Genomic DNA, 23,392 nt, shown 5'->3' with positions numbered 1-23,392 from the left:
GCCTCGTGCGACCGGCACGCGTGTTCGTGCCGCCGCCCGCCGCGCCCAGGCCGGCTGCCCCCGTACTGCGTCCGCCGCCATTGCGCCGCGCTGCGGCGCCCGTGGCCGCTTGTGCGCCGCAGGCAGATACTGGGCAGGCGGCTGCGTGCGTGGCGCTGGACGAGAAAAACGCGGCCCTGAATGAAAAGCTCGGTGAATTGGAAGGCAAGATCGGCGCCTTGCAAAAGGCGCTGGTTCAGCCCGCCAGCACCGTGGCGCCCGCCAGCGCGCCAGCCGTGGCAGAAGCGCCGCACGTTAAACCCAAGCCCTTGCACGCGGCACCAGCGGTCGAGAAGGAACAGAAGCCGGCTGGCAACGGCTTGCTATGGCTCGGTGTCGGCACTCTGCTCTTCCTGCTGCTGACGGCGCTCATCGTGTATGTCGTGCGCAAGCGCAGGCAGGCGGCGGGGCCGGGTGGGCCGTCGAAATACTGGGTCTTGCTGCGCAAGCCGTTTGGCCGCAAGAAGAAGGATGCGCCGGTGCTGACGGAAGCGCCGCACGAGGACGCGGCCGAGCCGCAGGCGGAGCCGTTCTCGCGTTAATGATGCTGCAAGGCCGCACCTGGATTTGATGTAAAAAAAGATATTGAAAAAATAAAGAAAAATGCGGGGCTATCGTGTTGCCTATTTTTCAAAGATGGTGATATGATTACCTGGTAGACTTGCTCTGCGACAAAAAACAGCCCCAGCCTGGCGCAGTCACCAACGATAGTGTGGCGCGGCAAACAGGTGTAGCGTTGCATAAATGCCTGGGTCTGGAAGCGGTTTGCGATGCCGACGATGTGCTCGCGAACGCCGGATGCAACCGGCAGCGAGGCGACGCCAGGAGATACCTGGGGTTCGCCTTCCAAATTCCCCTTCTTGCTTCCGGAGCGCTGCAGATGCCGCGCTTACTGCCAGGAAGTCGACGTAAAAAAAGCACCCGCGGGTGCTTTTGTCGTTACTGGTACGGCGATGTTCGTTCTTACATGCGGGCGCGCTGGCTCGGCATCGCGTTCGACAGCTGCGTCATCCACGGTTCCGTGATGTTGCGGATTTCGCGGTCGTTTGCGAGGATTTGCTTGAGCAAGTCGATCTTGCGCAGGCGCGAGGCGCCGGCCTGGGCGGGCACCTTGCCCGTGATGACCGCGCTGGCGGCGCTGGCGCACTGGTTTTCCAGGGCATTCAAGCCATTCCAGTCGCTCGAACGTGCGGCCGTGACCATTTTATTGGTCATTCCTGCAATATTTTCATACATCGAGAGAACGTCGTTGGAAGTCATGAGCACACCCGTAACTAGTGAATGGATTACCGCTTGTCTAGATTAACGGCGTGCTTGAGCGGAACTTGAGGGTGTTTTTAAAAAAAAGTGAAAATAATTTGCAAGATGCCTGGCGGGCCGCCGGAATCGCCCGCCAGGTCCCATGGATGCCGGGCTTTCAAGCTGTGACGATGCCGGCGGCGTGGGATTTATTTGACGAGTTCTTCCAGTCCCGCGCTCAGTTCGGCTGGCGGCGGCATCTTGTCGACCAGTATCGAAGGTGGCAAACCGAGCGTTTCGGCCACCTTGCTGGGGTAGCAGGCGATGATTTCTTCATTGCTCAACTGATTTTCATCGATGCGGGCGCGCCAGGCGGCCAGGTGGATGATGGCGGCCAGGCGGTTCACGGGCGCCTGGGCCAGCGGATCGGGAAAGGCGGCGATGGCGTCGGCAAAGGCGGCGGGGAATTTCCAGCGGCGCGCCAGTTCGGCGCCCACCTGCGCATAGTCATAGCCCAGCGACACCCGCTCCGCGTCGAGCCGGCGTGCGTCGAGCGGCGGGGCGATCTTGTCGAGCTGCATGGCTTGCTCGGGCATGGCGGCATGAATCACCAGTTGTCCTATCGCATGCATCATGCCGATGGTGAACGCCAGATCCTGGTTGTCGCCCGTCTGCCTGGCGATCCACCGGGCCGACACGGCGCTGTGCAGGCTGTAGCGCCAGAACTGCGGCAGGTTCAGGCCGGGCACGGCCTTGAAACCGTCGACCAGGCCCGAGCTGATGACAAGCGTGCGCACGGTGACAAAACCGAGCATCAGCACGGCGTCTTCCACCGTGCCGATGCTGCGCGACACGTGGTAATAAGCGGAGTTGGCCAGCCGCAGCAGCTTGGCGCTCAAGGCCGGGTCCGTACCCAGCTGGCGCGCGATGTCTTCGGTGGCAATGGCGGGATTGTCGAAACTGCGTACCAGTTCGTCGACGACCTTTGGCGCGGTGGGCAGGGCATGGGGTTGCTGGAACAGCGCTTCCAATTGCATGGCAATCTCCTTGGTGTTCGCGCGTGACGGTGTGCGGTTGTGCAACTATATGCCGATTTTTTGTCCGCATGCAAAAAAGTTGGGGGACGGTTTTTTGTGCCCGGGACAGTGATGATTTCAGGCTATGATTTTGACTATTTTCATCGAAAGGATCGCCATGCACGCTTTGCTTTTTTCCTGCCCCCGGACGCCAGTCCAGGCTGCCATCGCCATCGCCCTCGCCCTGGCCGGCGCCACCCTGGCCTATCTACCGGCCCAGGCGCATGGCCAGCAAGCGGTGGCCAGCGCGGCTGTTCCCGCTGCCGCCACGACCTTGCCCGGCGACGACTTCTATGATTACGTGAATGGCGACTGGCTGCGCAGCACGGAGATACCAGCCGACCGCAGCAGCTGGGGTTCTTTCGCCATCCTCGCCAACGCGACCAACGAGCGCATCATCGCCCTCGTTGACGGCCTGGCGGCGGCGCCGCAGGTGGATGCCTCCGCGCGCCAGGTCAGCGATTTTTACCGTTCCTGGATGGATGAAGCCGCTATCGAAGCGAAAGGCTGGGCGCCGATCAAGCCCTTGCTGACAAAGATCGATGGCATACGTGACAAGGCGGGACTGGCCCGTGCGCTGGGCAAGAGCCTGCGCGCCGATGTCGATCCGCTCAATTCCACCAATTTTTATACGGAAAACCTGTTCGGCCTGTGGGTGGCGCAAGACTTGAACGACACTACGCGCAATGTGGCCTATCTGCTGCAGGGCGGGCTGGGTTTGCCCGACCGTGCCTTCTACCAGGGCGACAGCACCCGCATGCAGGGCTTGCGCGCCGGCTACCAGGCGCATATCGCCGCCATGCTCAAGCAGGCTGGCTACAGCGATGCGCCGGCCCGCGCCGCGCGCGTGTTTGCGCTGGAGCAGCAAATTGCCGCGAGTCACGCCAGCCGCGAGGATTCTGCCGATGTCGCCAAGGGCAACAACGCGTGGCGCGCCGCCGACTTCGCCAGCAAGGCGCCGGGCCTGGACTGGAAAGCCTACTTCCAGGCGGCAGGCCTGGGCCAGCAGGCCGATTTTATCGTCTGGCACCCGACGGCCATGACGGGCAGCGCCGCACTGGTGGCCAGCGTGCCGCTGGCCACGTGGAAGGATTTTCTTGCCTTCCACGCGATCAACCATTTCAGCACGACCTTGCCGAAGGCGGCTGCCGACCAGCGCTTCGCCTTCTATGGCAGTGCCCTGAGCGGCACGCCGCAGCAGTCGCCGCGCAGCAAGCGGGCGCTGGCCGCGACGAATGCGGCCCTCAGCGACGCCGTCGGCAAGCTGTACGTGGAACGCTATTTCCCGCCTGAATCGAAAGCCCGCGTGCAGGACATGGTGACGCATATCGTCGCCGCCTTCTCGCGCCGCATCGACCAGCTCGACTGGATGGCGCCGGCCACCAAGGCGCAGGCGCAGGAAAAGCTCAAGACCCTGTACGTGGGCGTGGGCTATCCGGAACGCTGGGCCAGCTATGCGGGCTTGCGCGTGGTGCGCGGTGACGCGCTGGGCAATGTGCAGCGGGCGGAACAGTTTCACTATCGCCAGCAACTGGCCAAGCTGGGCCAGTCTCCCGACCGCAAGGCCTGGGCCATGCCGGCGCAGCTGGTCAATGCCGTCAACTTGCCGCTGCAAAATGCGCTGAACTTTCCGGCCGCCATACTGCAGCCGCCATTCTTTGATCCGCAAGCCTCCGATGCGGCCAACTATGGCGGCATCGGCGCCACCATCGGCCACGAGATCAGCCACAGCTTCGATGACCAGGGCGCGCAGTTCGATGCCCAGGGCAAGTTGCGCGACTGGTGGACGCCAGCCGACCTGGCGCATTTCCAGGCGGCATCGAAGCAATTGGTGGCGCAGTTCGCTGCCTATAAACCATTTCCCGACCTGGCAGTGAATGGCCAGCTGACCCTGAGTGAAAACCTGGCCGACCTGGCTGGCGTCGCGGTCGCGCATGACGCGTTCAGCGTGACGCAGCAGGGCAAGCCGGTACAGGCGGGTGCGGACCGCGATTTCTTTACCGGTTACGGCGTCAGCTGGCGCAGCAAGGCGCGCGAAGCGGCGGCGCGCCAGCAAATCCTCACGGATGGCCATGCACCGGCGCAATACCGCGCCGCTACCGTGCGCAACCTCGACGCCTGGTACCCCGCCTTCGACGTCCAGCCGGGGCAGCAGCTGTACCTTGCGCCGGAACAGCGTGTGCGCGTCTGGTAGACGCTGTTGACGGTGCCGGCGCCCAGCGCGCCGGCACCGTAAAATGGCGGAACATATCGATAGGACCGCCATGAAGCCGACCCCACAGCAAGACCCCATCCACGCCATCACCGAGCGCACCCTGGCCCATTACGATGCCAGCGCCGAGCAGTTTTTCGAAGGCACGCGCGACCACGACGTCAGCCAGAACATCAGCGCGCTGGTGAATGCCATCAACCGGCCCGCGCCTTTGGCGATCCTCGACCTTGGTTGCGGCCCTGGTCGCGATCTGAAAGCGTTCACCGCCATGGGCCACCAGGCCACGGGCGTTGATGGTTGCCCCCGTTTCGTCGAGATGGCGCGCGCCTACAGCGGCTGCCCCGTATGGCAACAGGATTTCGTCGACCTCGACCTGCCCGCCGCGCACTTCGACGGCGTGTTCGCGAATGCCGTGCTGTTCCATGTGCCCAGCGCCGTCCTGCCCGGCGTGTTGCGCGCGCTGTACGCTTGCCTGAAGCCGGGCGGCGTATTGTTCAGTTCGAATCCGCGCGGGCAAAACCAGGAAGGCTGGAATGGCGAGCGCTACGGCAGCTACCACGACGAAGCGACGTGGGCCGCGTTTGTGCAGGCGGCCGGTTTTACCCTGGTCGAGCAGTACTACCGTCCGCCGGGCTTGCCGCGCGCGCAGCAGCCATGGCTGGCCACCGTCTGGCGCAAGGACATGGGGGCTTGATCGGCGATGTTGCTGCTGTGTTAGGAACCGTACAGAGCTTTTGATCCCCACTGCGTACTATTGATACATCGACACGCAACAAGCAGTTTGCAACAGCGTGTGAGCCGCGGTACCGGCCCTCAGGGGGCCGGACAACAGATGTACCAACTACAGTGAGGATCCATCATGAACAAAGATCAAGTCGAAGGTAAACTGAAGGAAGTCGGCGGTAAAATCCAGGAACAGGCTGGGAAAGTCGTCGGCAGCGAAGAACAGCAAGCCAAGGGCCTGGCAAACCAGGTCGAAGGCAAAGTGCAGAAGAAGGTTGGCGACGTCAAGGATGCGGTCGAGACCGTGACGCGCAAGCCTTGATTCTGGCAGCAAGAATGTAAAAACCGCCGCCTGTTGCAAGACAGGCGGCGGTTTTTTATTTGCGGCTGGTCAGACTTATTGCGGTGGATGGCCCAGCTTCTGTTTGAAGAACATTTCAATTTTCCTGTACACGTGGCGCTGGCCCGCGCGCGACGAGATGCCGTGCTTGGCGCCTGGATACGTCATCAGGTCGAATTGCACGCCGCGATTCACGAGGGCGTCGATCAGGCGCGTGCTGTTGCTGAACAGGACGTTATCGTCGGCCATGCCGTGCACCAGCAGCAGCGGCGACGTCAAGCCGTCGAGGTGGGCGAACACGGTGCTGGCCTTGTAGCCCTCCACGTTTTCCTTCGGCATGCCGAGGAATTGTTCCGTGTAGTGGGTGTCGTACAGCGACCAGTCGGTGACGGGCGCCACGGAAACGCCCATGGCGATCTTGTCGGATGCTGCGGACAGCAAACGCAAGGTCATGAAGCCGCCGTAGCTCCAGCCGAACACGCCGATGCGTTTCGGATCGACGAAGCTTTGCTTGCCCAGCCAGTCGATGCCGACCAGTTGATCGGCCACTTCGGCTGCGCCCAGCTGGTGATAGATGGCGTCCGTGAACGCGCGCTCGCGGCGCGACGAGCCCCGGTTATCGAGGCGGAAGACGACAAAGCCCTGCTGCGCCATGTACTGGTCAAAGTTGTTGCCCCAGCGGCGCGCCACATGCTGCGAGTGCGGGCCGCCATACGTCGACAGGTAGACCGGATAGCGTTTGCTGGCGTCGAAGTTCGACGGCTTGACGATGGAGTAATACAGCGTCTGGCCATCGTTGGCCTTCAGGGTGCCATACTGCGTCGGCAGGTGGTCCGCCTTGTATTTGGCGTACGGGTGGCTGGCGTTGAGCGCGTTTTCTTCCAGCCAGCCCACCATGGCGCCATCCGGGCGGCGGATGCTCACCTGCGGCGGCGTGGCCGGGTCGGAATACGTATCGACAAACACTTCGCCATTGCGCGAGAACGTCGTGTCATGCCAGCCATCGGCCTGCGTCACGCGCTGTGGCTTGTCGGCAGTGCTGCCGTCCAGCGCCAGGGCGTAGGTCTGCTTGTCGATGACGGCGTCGCGGTTCGACGAAACGAAGACCTTGCCGCTTTTCTGGTTCACGGCCAGCACGCTGTCGATGCCCCATGCACCCGAAGTGACCGGGTGCAGCAGCTTGCCGCTCATGTCGTACAAATACAGATGGTTGCGGCCCGTGCGCTCGGACGACCAGAGGAAGCTGCCGTTCGACAGGAAGCGCAGGTCGTCATGGATGCTGACCCAGGTTGTCGACGTTTCCGTCAGCAGGGTGCGCTGCGCCAGCGTGGCGGCATCGACGGCGATCAGGTCGAGGGTCTTCTGGTCGCGCGACTGGCGCTGGTACACCAGCGACTTGCCATCAAAGCTCCAGTCGGCGCGCACCAGATAGATGTCCGGGTTCGTGCCCAGGTCCACCTGGCGCTGCACGCCCGTTTCCGGCGAGACGATCAGCAGTTGCACCAGCACGTTCGGGTCGCCAGCGGCAGGGTAGCGCTGTTCCACGACGTCGGTGCGGTCGGCGAAAATTTCGAAGCGGCGCACGACGGGCACGGGCGCTTCGTCATAGCGCTTATAGGCGATGGCGGAATCGTCGGGGGCCCAGTAGTAGCCGGTGCGCTGGCCCATTTCTTCCTGCGCCACGAATTCGGCTTCGCCGTTGTGGATGGTGCCCTTGCCATCGGTGGTGAGCTGGCGTTCCTTGCCGGACTTCAGGTCGATCACATAGATGTTCTGGTCGCGCACGAACGACACGTAGCGGCCTTTTGGCGAGATTTTTGGATCCAGCACATTCCCCTTGGCGACCAGGCGCGCCTGCTCCGGGTGGGCCGCATCGACCAGGTACAGATTGCCGGCCAGCGGCACCAGCAGCTGCTTGCCATCGGGTGACCAGCTGTAGCTGAGAATGCCGTTCAGGCTGGCAGTACGCTCGCGTTCGCGGCGCGCCTGCTCTTCCGGCGAAATCGTTTCATTCGGCACCAGCGCCTTGGAGTCGACCAGGCGGTGCGTGCTCTTGTCCTTCAGCTTGAATTCCCACAGGTCGAGCTGGAACTGGTTGTCGGCGCGGCCGCGCAGGAATGTGACGCGCTCGCCATCGGGCGAGACCTTCAGGTTGCGCACGCCGGGGCCGGCCAGCGCCGGATCGGCGTGGATGCGATCCAGGGTCAGCTTTTCAGCCGATGCGGGAACGCTGGCCATCGCGGCCAGAAAACAAAGAATAAAACGCATGGATGTCTCGGTAGTTGGAAGAATTGCCAAGCGTAAGACGATACCAGAGCGTGCCTGTTTATGCGATAGCCCCGGCCACGGAATAAGATCATCGTAGCCGTATTTCCTTCGTAAAAAATACCCAATCGCCGCCCATTGCATGGCACTTTTCCCAATTCAGGCCAATATCGACCCTGTGATCACGGTCAGGCAGGCGCCGCCTATCCAGGCGTGACCATCGCGGAAACTGACGGACACGCGCCCGTCGCGTTGCAAACAGCTGCCCTGGCGCACGCGGTAGGCGGCACCCGCCAGCAGGTGCGCGATGCAGGCGTTGGCGCTGCCCGTGACGGGGTCTTCTACCAGCGCGCCCTGTTCGCTGAGCAGCGCGCGCACTTCGTAATCGGCCGGCCCGCCGGGGTCATGCGGGCCATACAGCGCCAGGCCGTCGGCCATTGACGCGGCCAGCAATGGCGTCAGCGCCGCGATATCGGCGCGCACATCCAGGCAGGCGGCGGCGCTGGTCAGCGGCACGCACAGCCAGCGGATGCCCATCTCGACGACGCTGCCGCCAGCGGCCGCAGCGCCGCCCAGCGCCGCGTGCAGCAGCGGCAGCAGGGCGGGGGCAAGCGCGCGCACGGTGCAGGGCGGCGCCTGGAACGCCAGCACGCCGCCCGCGCCACGTTCCACCTGCACCAGGCCGACGCCGCATTCCTGCACCAGGTGCGCGCCTTTCGGCTGCATGCCCGCCTCGACCAGGGCGTGGGCCGTGCCCAGGGTCGGGTGGCCGGCAAACGGGAATTCCGTCTCGGGCGAAAAGATACGCACGCGGTAATCGGCTGCCGGGTCGCGCGGCGCCAGCACGAAGGTGGTTTCCGACAGGCCCGTCCAGCGCGCGATCGCCTGCATCTGCGCTTCATCGAGGCCATTCGCGTCGAGTACCACCGCCAGCGGATTGCCGAGGAAGGGCACGCTGCTGAAGACATCGACTTGCTTGAAGGGGCGCAGCTTTGGCATGGCGGATTCCGAGTAGAAGGGTCAGGCCGCGCGCAGGCGCTGCAGCGACAGGCGGTTCAGATACCAGGTCAGCAGCACGGCGGCCACCGTCAAGCCCGTGACGAGGCCGATCCAGAAACCGGCGGCGGCCATCGGCTGGTCCGGCGACCAGATGAAGCCTTGCGGCGCGAGGCCCAGCACATAGCCGATCGGCAGCGAGAAGCCCCAGAAGGCCAGCAGCTGGATCAGCATCGGCTGGCGCGTCACCTTGTATCCGCGAATGGCGCAGGACGTGGCTACCTGGGTGGCGTCGGACAGCTGGAACAGGGCGGCAAACAGCAGCAGCTGGGCGCACAGCGCTTGCACCTGCGGGTCGGACGTGTAGGCCTGTGCGATCTGGTGGCGGAAGACGGTAATGACGGTGGCCGAGACGATGGCCGCCGTCAGCGACATGGCCACGCCCACCCACGAAATGAAGCGGGCGCGGCGCAGATTGGCTTCGCCCACGGCATGGCCCACGCGCGTGACCAGCGCGATGCCGAAAGTGAGCGGCACCATGAAGACGACGGACGAGAAATTCAGGGCGATCTGGTGCGCCGACACCTGGATCACGCCGAAGCGCGCCACCAGCAGACTGATGACGCCAAAGGCGCTCACTTCGGCAAAGTAGGTCACGCCGATGGGCAGGCCCAGGCGCAGCATGGGGCCGATCGACGACAGCTGCGGCCACTCCCAATGCGTGAACGGATACGTGGCGCGGTAGGCGGGCGCGATCCTGATCCAGGCCAGCATGGCCAGCAACATCATCCACACGCAGCAGGTGGTGGCCACGGCGCAGCCCACGCCACCCATCTTCGGCATGCCCCAGTGGCCGTAGATCAGCAGGTAGTTGACGAAGATGTTGAGGCCCAGCGCGGCCAGCGCGATGACCATCACGGGCTTGGTCTGGTTGATGCTGGTGCTGTAGCCGTACAGGGCGCGGTAGGCGGCGAATGGCGGCAGTGCGCAACTGATGATGTGCACGAACAGCTTGGCCTTGGCCGCGACAAAGGGTTCGAGCATCAGGTGGTCGAACACCAGGGCCGCCATGTTTGTCAGCAGGCAAGCCACCAGGCCCACGAGCAGCGCCTTCCACAGCGACTGGCGCACGATGTGCGGCACCTGGTCGTGGCGCGCGGCGCCGATTTCATGCGCCACCAGGGTATTGATCGCCATCATGATGCCGCTCACGGTGACCAGCACGATGGACCAGATGGCCGCACCCAGCGACACGGCCGCCAGTTCCTCGGGGTTCGTATGCCCCGTCATCGCCACGTCGGCCGCGCCCATGCCAACGGTCGCCAGTTGGCCGATCAGGATGGGCCAGGCCAGCTTCCACAGCGAAGAAATTTCAGTACGGACGGCGGGCAGGGTGAACGCGGTAGTGTGTGGCATGGGCGGCAAGCTTGACTAAACACAAGATTCTACCGGCATTCGCCGTGCTTGTCCGACACGGCGCCCGTGGCGCCCGAAGGCGGTAATCATTTGTTACAGCGATGACGGTCAGTTGCGGATAGACTGCGCGCTCTCTGGCAAAATGAGCACATAGTCAAACCGCACTATCCTGACCTTGGAACCCGGTGAATACGCGAACCTGGAACGCCTGAACAACCGCATCTCGTCGGTGCGCGAAGTGCGCTGACGCGGGCCAGGTGGTACGCCAAATGGCAATAAGCGGCTCCCGCAGGAGCCTGTTATTGCTTTTGGTAACAATTTCTTGTGTAGTTCCCATACTTTGTTACACCGTTTTTTCTACGGATGGCTACACTGATAACAATTGCCATGTCGATCACTCGCCTTTGCCGCCACCGGAGACCGCCCCATGAATCGCCCGTTCACTTACGCCCTGCTGTGCGCCAGTTCGCTGTTTGTCCACCTTGCGGCGCAGGCCGGCGAGATCCGCCTGTACACCGATGACAATTTCAAGGGCAGGGTGGTGGTCTTGCGCGATACGACGGACGACCTGTCGCGCGTCAATTTCAATGACACCGTCTCGAGCATCCAGGTCGATTCTGGCAGCTGGGAAGTGTGCACGGACTCGCAGTTCAACGGCAGTTGCGAACGCATGGGGCCGGGGAGGTATGAAGTGCTGAACACGGTGTTCGAGAAACGCATTTCCTCGCTGCGCCGCCTGTATTGAACGTGTGATCGGACCTCCCCGCCGGCCTTGTATTTGTTACACTAGCATCCTGGCGCAACAGCCAGGAAAATCATCACCAAAGAATGAAGAATGGAGTAAATCATGACGGGCCCTTTCAAACACGCGTTGGCATGCACGGCCACCTTGCTGCTTTCGCTGGGGGCCCATGCGGCCGCCCATGCAGGCGATATCACCTTGTTCGAAGACGTTGATTTCCGTGGCCGCGCAGTCAACCTGCGCGAGACGACGGACGACCTGTCACGCATGGGTTTCAACGACAAGACGTCGAGCATTGTGGTGCGTTCGGGCACCTGGGATGTGTGTACGGATGCCGGCTTCCGCGGCCGATGCAAGACATTGGGGCCGGGGGAGTACAGTTCGATGCCGGGCATGAATGACGCCATCAGTTCGGTGCGCGAGTCGGGCCGCGGCGATGGCAACAATCCGGGGCGCCCTGGCCGCGATCCCGACCGGGGGCATGGCGGCGGCTATGGCCGTGGCGGCAGCCTGGAAGTGTATTCGGGCGCGGGCCAGAATGGCGGTTCGGCGCGCCTGAACCGCGATACGGACGATTTTGTCACTATCGGCTTCAATGACCGCACTACCAGCATCGTCATCTATAACGGCTATTGGCAGTTGTGCAGCGATTCGAACTACAACGGCGTGTGCCGCATCTTCGGCCCCGGCCGTCACGATGACCTGGGACGCGGCCTTGATGGGCGCGTCTCGTCGGCGCGCATGGTCGACGAGCGCGAAGCGCGCCGCCAGCAGCGCTACGAGCAGCCTTACCAGCCGCCGCAATATCAGCAGCCGCAATACCAGCCGCGTGGCGCCGTCCTGCTGTTCCCTGAAGCGGGCATGCGTGGCGAGCCGCTGGCGCTGGACCGCAATGCCGAAGACCTGGTGCGCTACAACTTCAACGACCGCGCCTCGTCCATCGTCGTCAACGAGGGACAGTGGGAAGTATGCAGCGATTCGAACTTCCATGGCCGCTGCGAAGTGATCGGGCCGGGCGAATATGGCCGCCTGAACGGCATGGAAAACCAGATTTCTTCGCTGCGTCGCGTGCGCTGATTTTCTCCAGCACGCATGCAGACAGGCCGCCCGCCGGGTTGATCCCGCCGGGCGGTTTTTACATACGTTGCCGTGTGCTGACATTTGCTTGCCCTTTGTTACACACGCCGCCTGTCGCCTCGACTACACTGGCGAAAATGTCATCAGTATTGGAGTTGTCATGGTTCGAACTTTACGCCCCGCGCTGCTGTGCGCCGCCACCCTCTTTGCCCCCCTTGCCGCGTCCGCAGGCGAAATCACCCTGTTTCAGGACGCCGGCTTCCGTGGCCGGCCCGTTACCCTGCGTTCCGACACGGGCGATTTGTCGCGCATGGGATTTAACGACAAGACCTCCAGCATCATCGTGCGCTCGGGCACCTGGGAAGTGTGCAAGGACGCCAATTACCGGGGCAACTGCCGCGTGCTGCAGCCTGGCCGCTACGACAGCATGCCGGGCATGAACGACGCCGTTTCCTCCGTGCGCGAAGTGGGACGCCCAGGTCATGGCGGTGGCGATCACCGTCCCTACCCGCCGCGCCCTCCGCGTCCTGAGCCGGAGCGTCCGTATCCCGCTTATCCTGGCCACGGCGGTGGACACCGTCCCGACATGCATGGCGCCGTGCTGATGTTTCCTGACGCCGGCATGCGCGGCCGGCCCGTGCGCCTGGACCGCGAAGTGCGTGATTTGAGCCGCTATGGCTTCAATGACCGCGCCGTATCGATCGTCGTCAACTACGGCCGCTGGGAATTCTGCGTCGATGCCAACTTCCGCGGCCGTTGCGTGGTGATGGGGCCAGGCAGCTACGGTCGCCTGCATGGTGGCCTCGAGCGCCGCATTTCCTCGCTGCGCCGCGTGCGCTAGGCAGTTTCACTGCGCTGCCACCGCCCGCAGGCGGTGTTGTATTGTGCGCACGCTATGTCGCAGCCAATTCGTGTACCCTTCCCATAGGCAGTTCAACCATGGGGAGCAAGCACGGTGGAATACAAGGACTACTACAAGGAGCTTGGCGTCGAGAAAACGGCGACCGAGGCCGAGATCAAGAAGGCCTACCGCAAGCTGGTACGCAAATACCACCCTGACGTGAGCAAGGAAGCGGACGCCGACCAGCGCACCAAGGCACTGAATGAAGCCTACGGCGTGCTGGGCGATGTGGAAAAGCGCGCCGCCTACGATGAGCTGGGCCGCAATCAGGGGGCACAGGGTCAACCCTTCCGCCCACCGCCGGACTGGGGTGCGGGCTACGAATCGTCGGGCGCCGACGATAGCGACTTCTTTGCCGACCTGTTCGCCCACGTGGGCGGGCGGCGCCGCGCCGGCGGCAGTTTCCAGATGCAGGGCGAGGACAGCCACGCCGCCATCAGCATCGATTTGCAGGACAGCTATCACGGTGCCAAGCGCCACATCGTCATGCGCGTGCCCGAAGCGGATGGCCAGGGCCACGTGGTGACGCGCGAGCGCACCCTGGAGGTGACGATACCGAAAGGCGTCACGGAAGGCCAGCAGTTGCGCATGAAGGGGCAGGGGAACCCGGGCAGCGGCGGCGCGCCCGCCGGTGATTTGTACCTGGAGATCCGCTTCCGGCCCGATGCGCGCTACAAGCTGGAAGGGCGCGACGTGTTCGAAACGGTGCCTGTCACGCCGTGGGAGGCGGCGCTGGGCGGCGAAATCGACGTGCCCACGCCATCGGGCACGGTGTCCGTCAGCGTGCCGCCCAACTCGCAGACGGGGCGCAAGCTGCGCCTGAAGGGGCGCGGTATTCCCGCCTCCCAGCCGGGCGACCTGTATCTGCTGCTGGACGTGGTGCTGCCGCCGGCGAACGATGACAAGGCGCGCGAACTGTATGCAACCATGGCGCGCGAGATGGCTTTCAATCCGCGCCAGAAGCTGGGAGGGTAAATCATGACCAACAAGGTAATTGGCGAATTGCTCGAAGACCGTGCCCTGAGCCTGGAAGAACTGGCGCGTGCCTGCGCCGTGGAGCCTGACTGGGTGGTGCAGCACGTGCAGACGGGCGTGCTGCTGCAGGATGGCCCGCCGGCGGGACAGCTGACGGCCTGGCGCTTTACCAGCCTGGACCTGGTGCGCGCGCGCCGTTTGCATGAAATCGAATCCGTGTTCGATGCGAACGCCGAACTGGCCGCGCTGGTGGTCGACTTGTCGGAGGAGGTGGCGCGCCTGCGCCGCCGCCTGCACGTGCTGGGCGTCGAGTAGTCCTCAGGCAGGTTCGCCGTGCCGTTGCACGGTGAGCCTGGCAATATAAAACTGCCCGTTGACGACCACCCGGTGCGGGATACCGGCCACGTCGAAGCCGGGACCGCCGTCTTCCATCCATTCCTGCGCCACGGAATCGAACTGCTGCGGCGTCATGCGCAGCATCTGCGCCGTGATGACGAAGCGCGCGCCAGGTTTTTGCTTGTTGACGAAGTCGTCGATGCCGGCCATGGTGATTCCTTATCAATGTATGCGCGCATGATACCTGCCCGTGCGCGCATCTAAAACCCCTGTTCCAGCAGCGGCAGCTGCTCCGCAAAGCGCTCCGTCAGCCATTTGCCGGCCTGGCCGGGCGGCGTGTCGGCGCGCTGGATCAGGTAAATCGGATAATTTTCTCCCTTGTCGACGGCCAGCGCCAGGTGCACCAGGCGGCCTGCCGCCAGGTCGTCGCGCACCATCGCTTCGGGCATGTTGCCCCAGCCCAGGCCCGCGCGCAGCAGCGCGTGCTTGGAACCGAGGTCGCCCAGGCGCCAGTTGCGCAATCCCAGCACACCGAAATCCTGGCCTTGCGTCAGGTCGCTGCGGTCGCTGAGCACCAGTTGCACGTGTTCGCGCGCCACGTTGGAGGCGATCGGGCCTGCCAGCTGCGCCAGTGCGTGGCTGGGCGCGGCCACGGGAATCAGCCGCACATGGCCCACCGCCAGACGCTCGAAGACGCTGGCCGTGGCCGTCATCCAGCCACCGAGGCCAATGTGGCAGCTGCCATCCATTACCAGCTGCGCCACGGCGCCCATGGCTTCGATGCGCAGGCGCAGGGCGACGGTAGGGAACTGCGCCTGAAACGCCTCTAAAACGCGGACCAGCACGCAGGTGGGAAACATCACGTCGACCACCACCGACACTTCCGCCTCCAAGCCACCGGCCAGCGCCTTGGCGCGCGCGCGCATGCCGTCCACCTTCAGGGCCACGGCGCGTGCGTCGGCCAGCAGGGCCTTGCCCGCATCCGTCAGGGTCGGCTTGCGCTTGCCGCGGTCGAGCAGCACCACATTCAGTTGTTCTTCCAGGTTGGCGATGGTGTAGCTGATCACCGACTGCGTGCGGTGCAACTGGCGCGCCGCATGGGCGAAACCGCCCGCATCGATGACGGCGACGAACACGCGCAACTGGTCGAGCGAAGGCTGGCCCGGTTCTCTCATGGCAACTCCATATCTAAAAATTCGATGCTAATCATTGATATTTAAACGGTTTTATCGATGATAGACCCGAGCTATGCTATGTGCAAGGGCTGCGACGGGGCCATCCCGTCACCCAACTCACAGGAGTACTTTATGAGCAAGGTCTTACACATCAATAGCAGCGTGCGCAACAGCGGTTCCCTGTCGCGCCAATTGTCCGGCGAATTCGTCGCCAAACTGGCAGCACAAGGCGCCAGCGTGGTCGAACGCGATCTGGCGGCGCAGCCCGTGCCGCACCTGACGGAAGAGGTCATGGGCGCCTTCTTCACGCCGGCCGAACAGCGCAGCGCGCAGGCAGCAGCGGCCGTGCAATTGTCCGATACGCTGGTCGATGAATTGCTGGCCGCCGACGTGCTGGTGCTGGCTGCGCCCATGTACAACTTTTCCGTGCCCTCGACCCTGAAGGCGTGGATCGATCACGTGGCGCGCGCCGGCCGCACTTTCCAGTACACGGCCACGGGCCCGGTCGGTCTGGCCACGGGCAAGAAAGCGGTTATTTTCACAGCCAGTGGCGGCGTCTACAGCGAAGGTCCGGGCGCCGCGTATGATTACCTGAGCACTTATCTGCGCACGGCGCTGGGCTTCATCGGCATCACTGACATCGAGTTCGTGCAAGCCGAAGGCGTGGCCATGGGCGAGGACGCCGTCACCAGCGCGATCGCCAGGGGCCGCGCCTCGATCGAGGCCCTGGCTGCCTGAGTTCGATCTTGAGTTTGTCCCTGATCTAGTTCCAAAGACGTATTGCCAATCTGCCATGGTTGACATAAGCTTGCCGGCGGCACTTCCCGTGCCAGCCCGGCGAGCCGTTCGCCATGAAAGTCCCCCATGCACAAGTTGGTCAGCGCAATCTTGTTCGGCTGTTCCCTGTTTTCTGCGGGCATGGCGCTGGCGCAGACTGCGCCACCTGCGCCACTCCACGTGGGACGCCACGCCTCCACGCCAGAAGATATCCGCGCCATTGAAAAAGTCGTCGCCGACTTCCAGGCGGCGCTGCTCGCCAAGGATGTCAAGCTGCTGTCTTCGCTGATGCTGCACACAAACATTCTGTTCGCCGGGCCCGCCGACGACGGTTTCATCAAGAAAATGCGCGACACGACGGACGTCCACTACGACGGCGTCGGGGCGGCCGGCTATGTCGGTTTCGCCAACTTCATCCAGCGCGAACCGCAGCGCACGGAAGAAAAATTCTACAACGTCAAGATCACCCAGGACCGCCATGTGGCGTGGGTCAACTTCGACTACGAATTGCTCGTCGGCGACAAATTGTCCAACTATGGCGTGGAAGCGTGGCAGATGGTCAAGCGCGACGGCGCATGGAAAATCCTCAGCGTCGTCTGGTCCATGCATCCCGCCGCCGAGGCGGAAAAATAGGGGGCAGCCAGACCGCGTCAGTCGCGCGGCAGTTCGCGAATTTCCACCGTCCCCCCTGCGTTCAGTACGGGGTTTCCGATTAACAATTTTTTTGCATCGTCTATACTTTCAGCTTGCACACGTATATAGCCTGACAAGTGTGGCGTGACCGGCCTGGCCTGGCCAGAACGGTGCACGCAGATACCGGGCCCGATGGAGCTGCCACCGCAGAAGCGGCCACTGGCCCTGAGCATGGCGAAGTAGTCTTCCCAGGCGAGCGTGGCGATGTCCACCGGTGTTTCCGTGTCGTCGTGCATGAAGATAATGTAGTCATTCATCTTTTTCTCCTGCGCCGCGTTATAAAAAGAGAGCTGAATTGAGTATCCTGAGCAATCGCGAGTGCATGGTTTTACCCTTTTTCCGCGTCAGTCCGTAGAGACAAGCTGTCCGGCCATGTCATTTTTGGAGCGAACATCGTGCCGATAAAGTATGTTGATTTTTATGAGGTGAATTACACGGCAGAGCGCTTGCCGGGCTGCAAGCTGTGGGGCGCCTACGTTGCCATCTATGCCCCTTCGCCCAACCCCATGCACCGGATGAATCTGGTTCGCAAGCGCCGGGTGTCGGCCGACCATCAGTTTACAACGGAAGCGGACGCCATGGCTGAAGCGGGCGAGGTGGCCGTCAAGCTGGTCGAGCGGCGCCAGCGCCGTTATGTCTTCCACCCCTGATGCCACTGCGCTGCATCCTGCAGCGCGCGCCAGGGCAGAATCTGCACGCGGCCCGAATGCACGGCTTCCAGTTCCACGTGCGTGACGGGTTCATCCGGGGTGGCCGTTGCGCACAGTTTGATGACGAGGAAGTGTTTTTCCTTGTTGACGGGTGTTACGGCCGTCCATTTGCTGTTGAGTAATTTGTTCGGACGCAAGTTATTGCGATTTGCAAGGTGCATGGTGGGCTCCGGATTGGCGTGATGGCGATGTTGCCATTATCATGCAATACCGCCACGCACGAGGACCGCCATGAAACGCCAGCTGCACTTGCTTGTCATCGACCCGCAAAACGATTTTTGCGACTTGCCCGCCGAATGGCTGCCTGCGGGCGCCGCACCGGCCCTGGCCGTGCCCGGCGCCCACGCCGACATGCTGCGCGTGGCGCAGCTGATCCGCGAAGGGGGCGGCGGCCTGACGCAGATCAGCGTGACGCTCGACGCCCACCACCGCTACGACATCGCCCACCCCGCCTTCTGGCGCACGGGCGATGGCGGCGCCGTGCCGCCGTTTACGCAGATCAGCGCACAGCAGGTGCGCGACCGCCTGTTCCTGCCCGCCGCCAGCGGCGCCTTGCCGCGCGCGCTGGCCTACCTCGATGCCTTGCAGCAAGCGGGGCGCTATCAATTGATGGTGTGGCCCGTGCATTGCGAGATCGGCAGCTGGGGCCAGAATATCCATGCGGCCGTGCGCGCCGCCTACAACGCCTGGGAGGTGGATCAGTTGCAGGTGGTCGCCAAGCTGAGCAAGGGTTCCAATCCGTGGACCGAGCATTATTCGGCCGTCATGGCGGAAGTGCCCGATGCGCAGGATGCGGCTACCCAGCTGAACCTGGATTTCCTCGCCACCTTGCTGCCGGCACAGCAGATTTATGTCACCGGCGAGGCAGGCAGCCATTGCGTGAAAGCCAGCACGGAGCACATTGCCGATTATCTCGAAGCGCAGCAAGGCAAGCCGGCCCTGTCGCGCCTGGTCTTGCTGACGGACTGCATGAGCCCCGTCACGGGCTTTGCAGCGCAGCAGCGCGACTTCCTTGCCGCCATGCACGAGCGCGGCGCGCGGCTGGCCACGTCCGCCGACGTCTTGCCCGACTTGTTGGCCAACGCAGGCGCTTGATGCTTTCCTGCAAGCAGACTCTGCTGAAATGCTTGCAGTGGCGTACTATTCTGGCTTCAGGAAGTTGGAGAAAACACACATGACCCCGATAGTGCGCAGTTTGCTGGAAACCGATCTGTATAAATTTACAATGTGGCAAGCATTGCTGCACGGTCATCCGAATACCCATACCGAATACGAGTTTGTCTGCCGCAATGCCACGGCCTTTCCCCTGTCCGAACTGAAGGGCGAGCTGGAAGAACAGCTCGACCACCTGTGCTCGATGTCATTTGCCGATGACGAGCTGGCCTATTTGCGCACCCTGCGCTTCATGAAGAGCGATTTCGTCGACTTCTTGACGGTGTTCCGCTTCCAGCGCAAATTCATCGACGTCAGCACGGATGGCGACACCTTGCTGGTGCACGCGGCCGGGCCGCAAGTACATGTGATGGGTTTCGAGATTTTCGTGCTGTACATCATCAATGAACTGTATTTCCGCCGCTTCGACCTCGATGCGGCCATGCGCGAAGGGCGCCACCGCCTGGGCTTGAAAGTGGCGGCCGTGAAGGAATTCGGCAAGCTGCCGCGGCGCAAGCATCCGTTCGAATTTTCCGATTTCGGCGTGCGTCGGCGTTTTTCAGGCGCCTGGCATGATGAAGTGGTGCAGCGCCTGGCGCATGAAGTGCCCGACTATTTCAAAGGCACGTCGAATGTGTACCTGGCGAAAAAGCTCGGCATCGTGCCCATCGGCACCATGGCACATGAATACATGCAGTCATTCCAGTCCTTCGGCGTGCGCCTGCGCGACTTTCAAAAGGCGGCTCTGGAAGACTGGGTACAGGAATACCGGGGCGACCTCGGCATTGCTCTGACGGACGTGGTGGGCATGGATGCCTTTTTGGCCGACTTCGACCTGTATTTCGCCAAGCTGTTCGACGGCTTGCGCCACGATTCGGGCGACCCTGTCGAATGGGGCGAGAAGGCGCTGGCCCACTACACGGCCTTGCGCATCGACGCCAATACCAAGCGCCTCGTGTTTTCCGACGGCCTGGACCTGGACAAGGCCTTCGCCCTGTACCAGCACTTCGCCGACCGCATCATGACGGGCTTTGGCATCGGCACCAATCTCACCAACGACGTCGGTTTGACGCCGCTCAACATCGTCATGAAACTGGTGCGCTGCAATGGCCAGTCAGTGGCGAAACTGTCCGATTCGCCGGGCAAGACCCTGTGCAAGGATGAAACCTTCCTCGCGTATTTGCGGCAGGTGTTTCACCACCCTGCCGTCCAAGCGCCGGTCTAGAAACCCGTGACCACCGTGTTCATGTGCTCGACCTGGGGCGGGGCGGCGAAGAACTCACCGACCAGGCCGCGCCAGGCCTGGAAGTCGTCGCTGCCGCGGAAATGCACGGTATGGTCTTCCAGGGTCGTCCAGCCGACCACCAGGCGGTAGGCATCGCCATTTTCGATCGAGCGCTCCAGGCGCATCGATACGCAGCCGCGCGCGCGCTGGAACAGGGGCACGGCTTTCGTCACGGCCGCCTCGAAGGCATCATGCGTGGCCGATTTGATCTGGATATGGGCAATTTCAAAAATCATGGCAAGTTCCACTGTCGAATAAAAGAATGCTGATCTTGCCATAATTTCGCCGCGCGAGGGCGGCGCCAGCCTGTGAGTGACTGCACGCCAGCGCGTTGCTCGCCCGCTCCTGTGGATTGTCGATGGCGACGACGCGGCGCAAGATGCTGCGCATCGGCAAGCTGCTCGACGATACGGATCAGGGCAGGCGCAACATGGTCGCTGCTGGAAGTGCGCATGGCCAGGCGTTCAAGTAGGGGCATCCGATTTTGACCTGCCAGCCTGTAAAAAATTCTGCCTCAGCCTGTAAAATCTTCGATCAAGGCGCAAAAGTTTGATAAATATCCAGTATGGCTGCCAAGTCGCGCTAAGATACGCCTTGCGGTGCATCCTGCAGGTGGGGATGCGGGATCAATCTTTCATAGGAGAACTAAATGGCAGCGAAGAAAATTCTGTTCTTGACCGGCGATTTTGCAGAAGATTATGAAACGATGGTGCCGTTCCAGGCCCTGCTGATGCTGGGCCATACCGTGCATGCCGTTTGTCCCGGCAAGAAAAGCGGCGAGACGATCAAGACGGCCATCCACGATTTCGAGGGCGACCAGACTTACACGGAAAAACCGGGCCATTTGTTCACACTGAATGCCAGCTTCGACGAGATCGATCCGGCCGACTATGACGCCGTGATGATCGCCGGCGGCCGCGCACCCGAATACCTGCGCCTGAACGACAAAGTCATTGCCGCCGTGCGCCATTTCGCCGAGGCGGGTAAACCTGTTGCGGCCGTCTGCCACGGCGCGCAATTGCTGGCCGCCGCCGACGTCATCCGCGGCAAGCGTATTTCAGCCTATCCGGCCTGCGCGCCGGAAGTGACACTGGCCGGTGGCACGTATGCCGACATCGCCGTCACGGACGCCGTCACGGATGGCCAGTTCGTCACGGCGCCCGCCTGGCCCGCGCATCCGGCCTGGCTGGCGCAGTTCGTCAAGTTGCTGGGCACCGAGATCCGTTTGTAACCTTTACCAGTCCGGCAGGCCGCAGCGCTTGCCGGGCGCACCACTTTTCAGATTCGAGTTCTTCATGCATGCGCCGCGCAGTCAACCCTCCCGCAAACAACTTCCCGCGTCGCGCTGGCGCCAGCGCCGCCTGGCGCAAGCCGAATCGGGCCTGAGCGCCGCGCAGGAACGCCAGTTGGCCACCCTGCACGAGATTTCCACCCTGCTGGCGGGACAGCACGCCATCGATGCGCTGTGCCGTGGCTTCCTGCGCCACGTGATGCAGTTCGCACAAGCCGAAGGCGGCACCGTGCGTATCCTTGATCCGCAACAGGACACCGTGCACATCATCGTGCATGAAGGTATTTCCGATGCCATGGTGGAAGAGGAACACTGCATCCGCAACAACGATTGCCTGTGCGGCGCGGCCGTGGCGCAGGGCGTGATCCAGATCCGCGATTTCCGCCAGGTCGATGCGCTGCAGCGCTTCCGTTGCCAGGACGAAGGGTTTATTGCCATCGCCGTCTTTCCCATCCTCGCGCGAGAGCAGGTGGTGGGCAGCTTTTCGCTGCACTTTGCACGCCCGCAAGCCGTGCATGCGCAGCAGCAGGGCTGGCTGGAAACGCTGGGCCAGAGCCTCGGCATCGCCATCGAAAACCAGCGTCTGATCGCGCGCGAAAAGGAATTTGCCGTGGCGCGCGAACGCAGCCTGCTGGCCGAAGGCTTGCATGACAGCATCGCGCAAAGCCTCAATTTCATCAGTCTGCAAGTGCAGATGCTCGACGATTCCGTGCGCCGGGGCCAGCTCGACGAAGCGGCCGAAGTCTTGCCGCTGATGCGCATGGGCGTTGAACAAAGCTACCAGGATGTGCGCGAATTGCTGGTCAATTTCCGTACGCGCTGGCATGGCAGCGATCTCGAAAGCAAACTGGCGGAAGTGCTGGCCAAGTTCGAGCTGCAGACGGGCGTCGTCGGCACCCTGGACATGAGCGGCAATGGCGCGCCGCTGGCGCCCGAGCAGCAGTTGCAGATCCTGTTCATCGTCCAGGAAGCGCTGTCGAATATCCGCAAGCATGCGCAGGCGGGCAACGTGGCCCTGCGCGTGGAAAACGGGCGCGATTTTGCGCTGCAGGTACGCGACGATGGCGAAGGCTTTGCCGCCAACCTGCGCGACAAGAAAACGGAATTGCAGATCGGCTTGCGTATCATGCAGGAAAGAGCCGAGCGGCTCGGTGCGCAATTTGCCATCGACAGCACGCCCGGTGGCGGCACGACGATCTCGCTGGCCTTGCCGGCAGCGCGGCGCCAGGCCGCGTAAGCGACGATCCCGAATCTATTCCCTATGAATCTATTCCCTATTTATCAGGCAGAAGAAACAACTATAGTGAACGCACCAATCAAAATCCTGCTGGTCGACGACCACACCTTGCTGCGCAGCGGCGTCAAGCTGCTGTTGCAGCGCAATCCTCAATTCCAGGTGGTGGGCGAGGCATCGAACGGGCTTGACGGCGTCAGGCTGGTGGGCGAACTGCAGCCCGACGTGGTGCTGATGGACTTGAACATGCCAGGCGTGACCGGCGTCGAGGCGCTGCAGCTGATATTGCAGGACTGGCCGCAGATGGTGGTGCTGATGCTGACGGTGTCGGAAAACGCGGCCGACCTGGGCGCGGCCCTGCGCGCGGGCGCGCGCGGCTACTTGCTGAAAAATATAGAAGCCGAGCAGCTGGGCCAGGCCATTTGCCGCGCCGCCGCCGGCGAATCGGTGATTGCCGATGCCATGACGGCCAAGCTGGTGTCGCAGTTCCGCGCGGGACAGAACGCGCCCCAGGCCGACTATGACAAACTGACGCCGCGCGAACGCGAAGCCATGGCGTGCCTGGCGCAAGGATTGAGCAACAAGGAAATCGCGCGCCAGCTGGACGTGGCCGAAAGCACGGTGAAAATCCACGTGCAAAACATCCTCAAAAAGCTTAAGCTCAGCAGCCGCGTGCAGATCGCCGTCTACGCGGTCGAGCGCGAACTCGGCAAATAAAGATCAAGCAATGCGCAAATA

At 62.7% G+C, this 23,392-nt stretch carries 27 protein-coding genes and 1 pseudogene; 17 read left to right on the top strand and 11 right to left on the bottom strand.

All coding sequences use genetic code 11. The features are described from left to right. Positions 1 to 581: pseudogene (locus K0F85_RS21330) on the top strand (hypothetical protein); the annotation flags it as partial. Here the strand turns inward: K0F85_RS21330 and K0F85_RS21325 are convergent. From K0F85_RS21325 to K0F85_RS21315, 3 genes are all read right to left on the bottom strand, one after another. Continuing rightward, positions 578 to 889: a hypothetical protein gene (locus K0F85_RS21325; protein ID WP_219117938.1), complete on the bottom strand. Its 312-nt coding sequence runs from the start codon at positions 887 to 889 to the stop codon at positions 578 to 580. The pseudogene K0F85_RS21330 and the gene K0F85_RS21325 sit on opposite strands and share 4 nt — an antisense overlap. 113 nt (positions 890 to 1,002) lie before the next feature. Then, positions 1,003 to 1,254: a flagellar protein FliT gene (locus K0F85_RS21320; protein ID WP_257572946.1), complete on the bottom strand. Its 252-nt coding sequence runs from the start codon at positions 1,252 to 1,254 to the stop codon at positions 1,003 to 1,005. A 233-nt stretch (positions 1,255 to 1,487) separates the two neighbouring features. Continuing rightward, a complete protein-coding gene (locus K0F85_RS21315) occupies positions 1,488 to 2,315 on the bottom strand; it encodes an HDOD domain-containing protein (RefSeq protein WP_219117936.1) in 828 nt (275 codons plus the stop codon). Positions 2,316 to 2,472: 157 nt separating this feature from the next. Here K0F85_RS21315 and K0F85_RS21310 point away from each other — a divergent pair, with 157 nt between their 5' ends. The 3 genes from K0F85_RS21310 to K0F85_RS21300 all read left to right on the top strand — a co-directional run bounded on the left by K0F85_RS21310 (position 2,473) and on the right by K0F85_RS21300 (position 5,611). Next, the gene (locus tag K0F85_RS21310) at positions 2,473 to 4,548 is read left to right on the top strand and encodes a M13 family metallopeptidase (RefSeq protein WP_219117935.1); all 2,076 of its coding nucleotides are present in this window, start codon (positions 2,473 to 2,475) and stop codon (positions 4,546 to 4,548) included. A 70-nt stretch (positions 4,549 to 4,618) separates the two neighbouring features. Then, positions 4,619 to 5,260 carry a bifunctional 2-polyprenyl-6-hydroxyphenol methylase/3-demethylubiquinol 3-O-methyltransferase UbiG gene (locus K0F85_RS21305; protein ID WP_219117934.1) on the top strand — a complete coding sequence of 214 codons (642 nt, stop codon included), beginning with the start codon at positions 4,619 to 4,621 and terminating at the stop codon, positions 5,258 to 5,260. A gap of 165 nt (positions 5,261 to 5,425) precedes the next feature. Further along, a complete protein-coding gene (locus K0F85_RS21300) occupies positions 5,426 to 5,611 on the top strand; it encodes a CsbD family protein (RefSeq protein WP_102122110.1) in 186 nt (61 codons plus the stop codon). Positions 5,612 to 5,686: 75 nt separating this feature from the next. Here the strand turns inward: K0F85_RS21300 and K0F85_RS21295 are convergent, their stop codons facing one another. The 3 genes from K0F85_RS21295 to K0F85_RS21285 form a co-directional block, all read right to left on the bottom strand. After that, positions 5,687 to 7,897: a S9 family peptidase gene (locus K0F85_RS21295; protein ID WP_219117933.1), complete on the bottom strand. Its 2,211-nt coding sequence runs from the start codon at positions 7,895 to 7,897 to the stop codon at positions 5,687 to 5,689. Between the two features lie 156 nt (positions 7,898 to 8,053). Continuing rightward, a complete protein-coding gene (locus K0F85_RS21290; protein ID WP_219117932.1) occupies positions 8,054 to 8,893 on the bottom strand; it encodes a PhzF family phenazine biosynthesis protein in 840 nt (279 codons plus the stop codon). Between the two features lie 21 nt (positions 8,894 to 8,914). Further along, positions 8,915 to 10,306 carry an MATE family efflux transporter gene (locus tag K0F85_RS21285; RefSeq protein WP_219117931.1) on the bottom strand — a complete coding sequence of 464 codons (1,392 nt, stop codon included), beginning with the start codon at positions 10,304 to 10,306 and terminating at the stop codon, positions 8,915 to 8,917. Positions 10,307 to 10,733: 427 nt separating this feature from the next. On the opposite strand from K0F85_RS21285, the gene K0F85_RS21280 reads away from it, so the two are divergent. The 5 genes from K0F85_RS21280 to K0F85_RS21260 all read left to right on the top strand — a co-directional run bounded on the left by K0F85_RS21280 (position 10,734) and on the right by K0F85_RS21260 (position 14,316). Further along, entirely contained in the window at positions 10,734 to 11,051 is a 318-nt protein-coding gene (locus K0F85_RS21280; protein ID WP_219117930.1) for a beta/gamma crystallin-related protein, read from the top strand. A gap of 102 nt (positions 11,052 to 11,153) precedes the next feature. Next, positions 11,154 to 12,125 (top strand): beta/gamma crystallin-related protein, encoded by a 972-nt coding sequence (locus K0F85_RS21275; protein WP_219117929.1) that lies wholly within the window; start codon positions 11,154 to 11,156, stop codon positions 12,123 to 12,125. 160 nt (positions 12,126 to 12,285) lie between these two features. Further along, positions 12,286 to 12,966 (top strand): beta/gamma crystallin-related protein, encoded by a 681-nt coding sequence (locus K0F85_RS21270; protein ID WP_219117928.1) that lies wholly within the window; start codon positions 12,286 to 12,288, stop codon positions 12,964 to 12,966. 114 nt (positions 12,967 to 13,080) lie between these two features. Then, positions 13,081 to 14,001: a DnaJ C-terminal domain-containing protein gene (locus K0F85_RS21265; RefSeq protein WP_219117927.1), complete on the top strand. Its 921-nt coding sequence runs from the start codon at positions 13,081 to 13,083 to the stop codon at positions 13,999 to 14,001. A 3-nt stretch (positions 14,002 to 14,004) separates the two neighbouring features. Beyond that, positions 14,005 to 14,316 carry a MerR family transcriptional regulator gene (locus K0F85_RS21260; protein ID WP_034759737.1) on the top strand — a complete coding sequence of 104 codons (312 nt, stop codon included), beginning with the start codon at positions 14,005 to 14,007 and terminating at the stop codon, positions 14,314 to 14,316. A gap of 3 nt (positions 14,317 to 14,319) precedes the next feature. On the opposite strand, the gene K0F85_RS21255 is transcribed toward K0F85_RS21260, so the two are convergent. Then, a complete protein-coding gene (locus tag K0F85_RS21255; protein ID WP_219117926.1) occupies positions 14,320 to 14,547 on the bottom strand; it encodes a hypothetical protein in 228 nt (75 codons plus the stop codon). A gap of 50 nt (positions 14,548 to 14,597) precedes the next feature. After that, entirely contained in the window at positions 14,598 to 15,512 is a 915-nt protein-coding gene (locus K0F85_RS21250; RefSeq protein WP_219117925.1) for a LysR family transcriptional regulator, read from the bottom strand. A gap of 132 nt (positions 15,513 to 15,644) precedes the next feature. Between K0F85_RS21250 and K0F85_RS21245 the strand changes: the two genes are divergently transcribed. Continuing rightward, on the top strand, positions 15,645 to 16,250 hold the full coding sequence (locus K0F85_RS21245) for an FMN-dependent NADH-azoreductase (RefSeq protein WP_219117924.1): 606 nt from the start codon (positions 15,645 to 15,647) through the stop codon (positions 16,248 to 16,250). 126 nt (positions 16,251 to 16,376) lie between these two features. Beyond that, positions 16,377 to 16,922 (top strand): nuclear transport factor 2 family protein, encoded by a 546-nt coding sequence (locus tag K0F85_RS21240; protein WP_219117923.1) that lies wholly within the window; start codon positions 16,377 to 16,379, stop codon positions 16,920 to 16,922. Between the two features lie 17 nt (positions 16,923 to 16,939). Here the strand turns inward: K0F85_RS21240 and K0F85_RS21235 are convergent, their stop codons facing one another. Continuing rightward, positions 16,940 to 17,239 carry a hypothetical protein gene (locus tag K0F85_RS21235; protein ID WP_219117922.1) on the bottom strand — a complete coding sequence of 100 codons (300 nt, stop codon included), beginning with the start codon at positions 17,237 to 17,239 and terminating at the stop codon, positions 16,940 to 16,942. A gap of 138 nt (positions 17,240 to 17,377) precedes the next feature. Between K0F85_RS21235 and K0F85_RS21230 the strand changes: the two genes are divergently transcribed. Further along, positions 17,378 to 17,632 (top strand): hypothetical protein, encoded by a 255-nt coding sequence (locus tag K0F85_RS21230; RefSeq protein WP_034781908.1) that lies wholly within the window; start codon positions 17,378 to 17,380, stop codon positions 17,630 to 17,632. Here the strand turns inward: K0F85_RS21230 and K0F85_RS21225 are convergent. After that, complete coding sequence (locus K0F85_RS21225) at positions 17,614 to 17,853, bottom strand: TIGR02450 family Trp-rich protein (protein ID WP_219117921.1); 240 nt, start codon at positions 17,851 to 17,853, stop codon at positions 17,614 to 17,616. The genes K0F85_RS21230 and K0F85_RS21225 overlap by 19 nt on opposite strands. A 70-nt stretch (positions 17,854 to 17,923) precedes the next feature. On the opposite strand from K0F85_RS21225, the gene K0F85_RS21220 reads away from it, so the two are divergent. Together K0F85_RS21220 and pncB are read left to right on the top strand one after the other, a co-directional pair. After that, entirely contained in the window at positions 17,924 to 18,787 is an 864-nt protein-coding gene (locus K0F85_RS21220) for a cysteine hydrolase (RefSeq protein WP_219117920.1), read from the top strand. Positions 18,788 to 18,866: 79 nt separating this feature from the next. Then, positions 18,867 to 20,069 carry a nicotinate phosphoribosyltransferase gene (pncB, locus tag K0F85_RS21215; protein WP_219117919.1) on the top strand — a complete coding sequence of 401 codons (1,203 nt, stop codon included), beginning with the start codon at positions 18,867 to 18,869 and terminating at the stop codon, positions 20,067 to 20,069. On the opposite strand, the gene K0F85_RS21210 is transcribed toward pncB, so the two are convergent. Further along, entirely contained in the window at positions 20,066 to 20,365 is a 300-nt protein-coding gene (locus tag K0F85_RS21210) for an antibiotic biosynthesis monooxygenase (RefSeq protein ID WP_219117918.1), read from the bottom strand. The two genes, pncB and K0F85_RS21210, sit on opposite strands and share 4 nt — an antisense overlap. 413 nt (positions 20,366 to 20,778) lie before the next feature. Here K0F85_RS21210 and K0F85_RS21205 point away from each other — a divergent pair, with 413 nt between their 5' ends. The 3 genes from K0F85_RS21205 to K0F85_RS21195 all read left to right on the top strand — a co-directional run bounded on the left by K0F85_RS21205 (position 20,779) and on the right by K0F85_RS21195 (position 23,371). Next, complete coding sequence (locus K0F85_RS21205; protein ID WP_219117917.1) at positions 20,779 to 21,360, top strand: DJ-1/PfpI family protein; 582 nt, start codon at positions 20,779 to 20,781, stop codon at positions 21,358 to 21,360. Between the two features lie 64 nt (positions 21,361 to 21,424). Beyond that, positions 21,425 to 22,657 (top strand): GAF domain-containing protein, encoded by a 1,233-nt coding sequence (locus K0F85_RS21200; protein ID WP_219117916.1) that lies wholly within the window; start codon positions 21,425 to 21,427, stop codon positions 22,655 to 22,657. A gap of 24 nt (positions 22,658 to 22,681) precedes the next feature. Further along, complete coding sequence (locus tag K0F85_RS21195) at positions 22,682 to 23,371, top strand: response regulator (RefSeq protein ID WP_219117915.1); 690 nt, start codon at positions 22,682 to 22,684, stop codon at positions 23,369 to 23,371. Positions 23,372 to 23,392 lie beyond the last annotated feature (21 nt).

This window comes from Janthinobacterium sp. UMAB-56, from assembly GCF_900095265.1.
Lineage (GTDB): Bacteria > Pseudomonadota > Gammaproteobacteria > Burkholderiales > Burkholderiaceae_D > Janthinobacterium.
The sequence above is the reverse complement of the archived record's forward strand: the minus strand, read 5'-3'. Positions and strand labels throughout refer to the sequence as shown.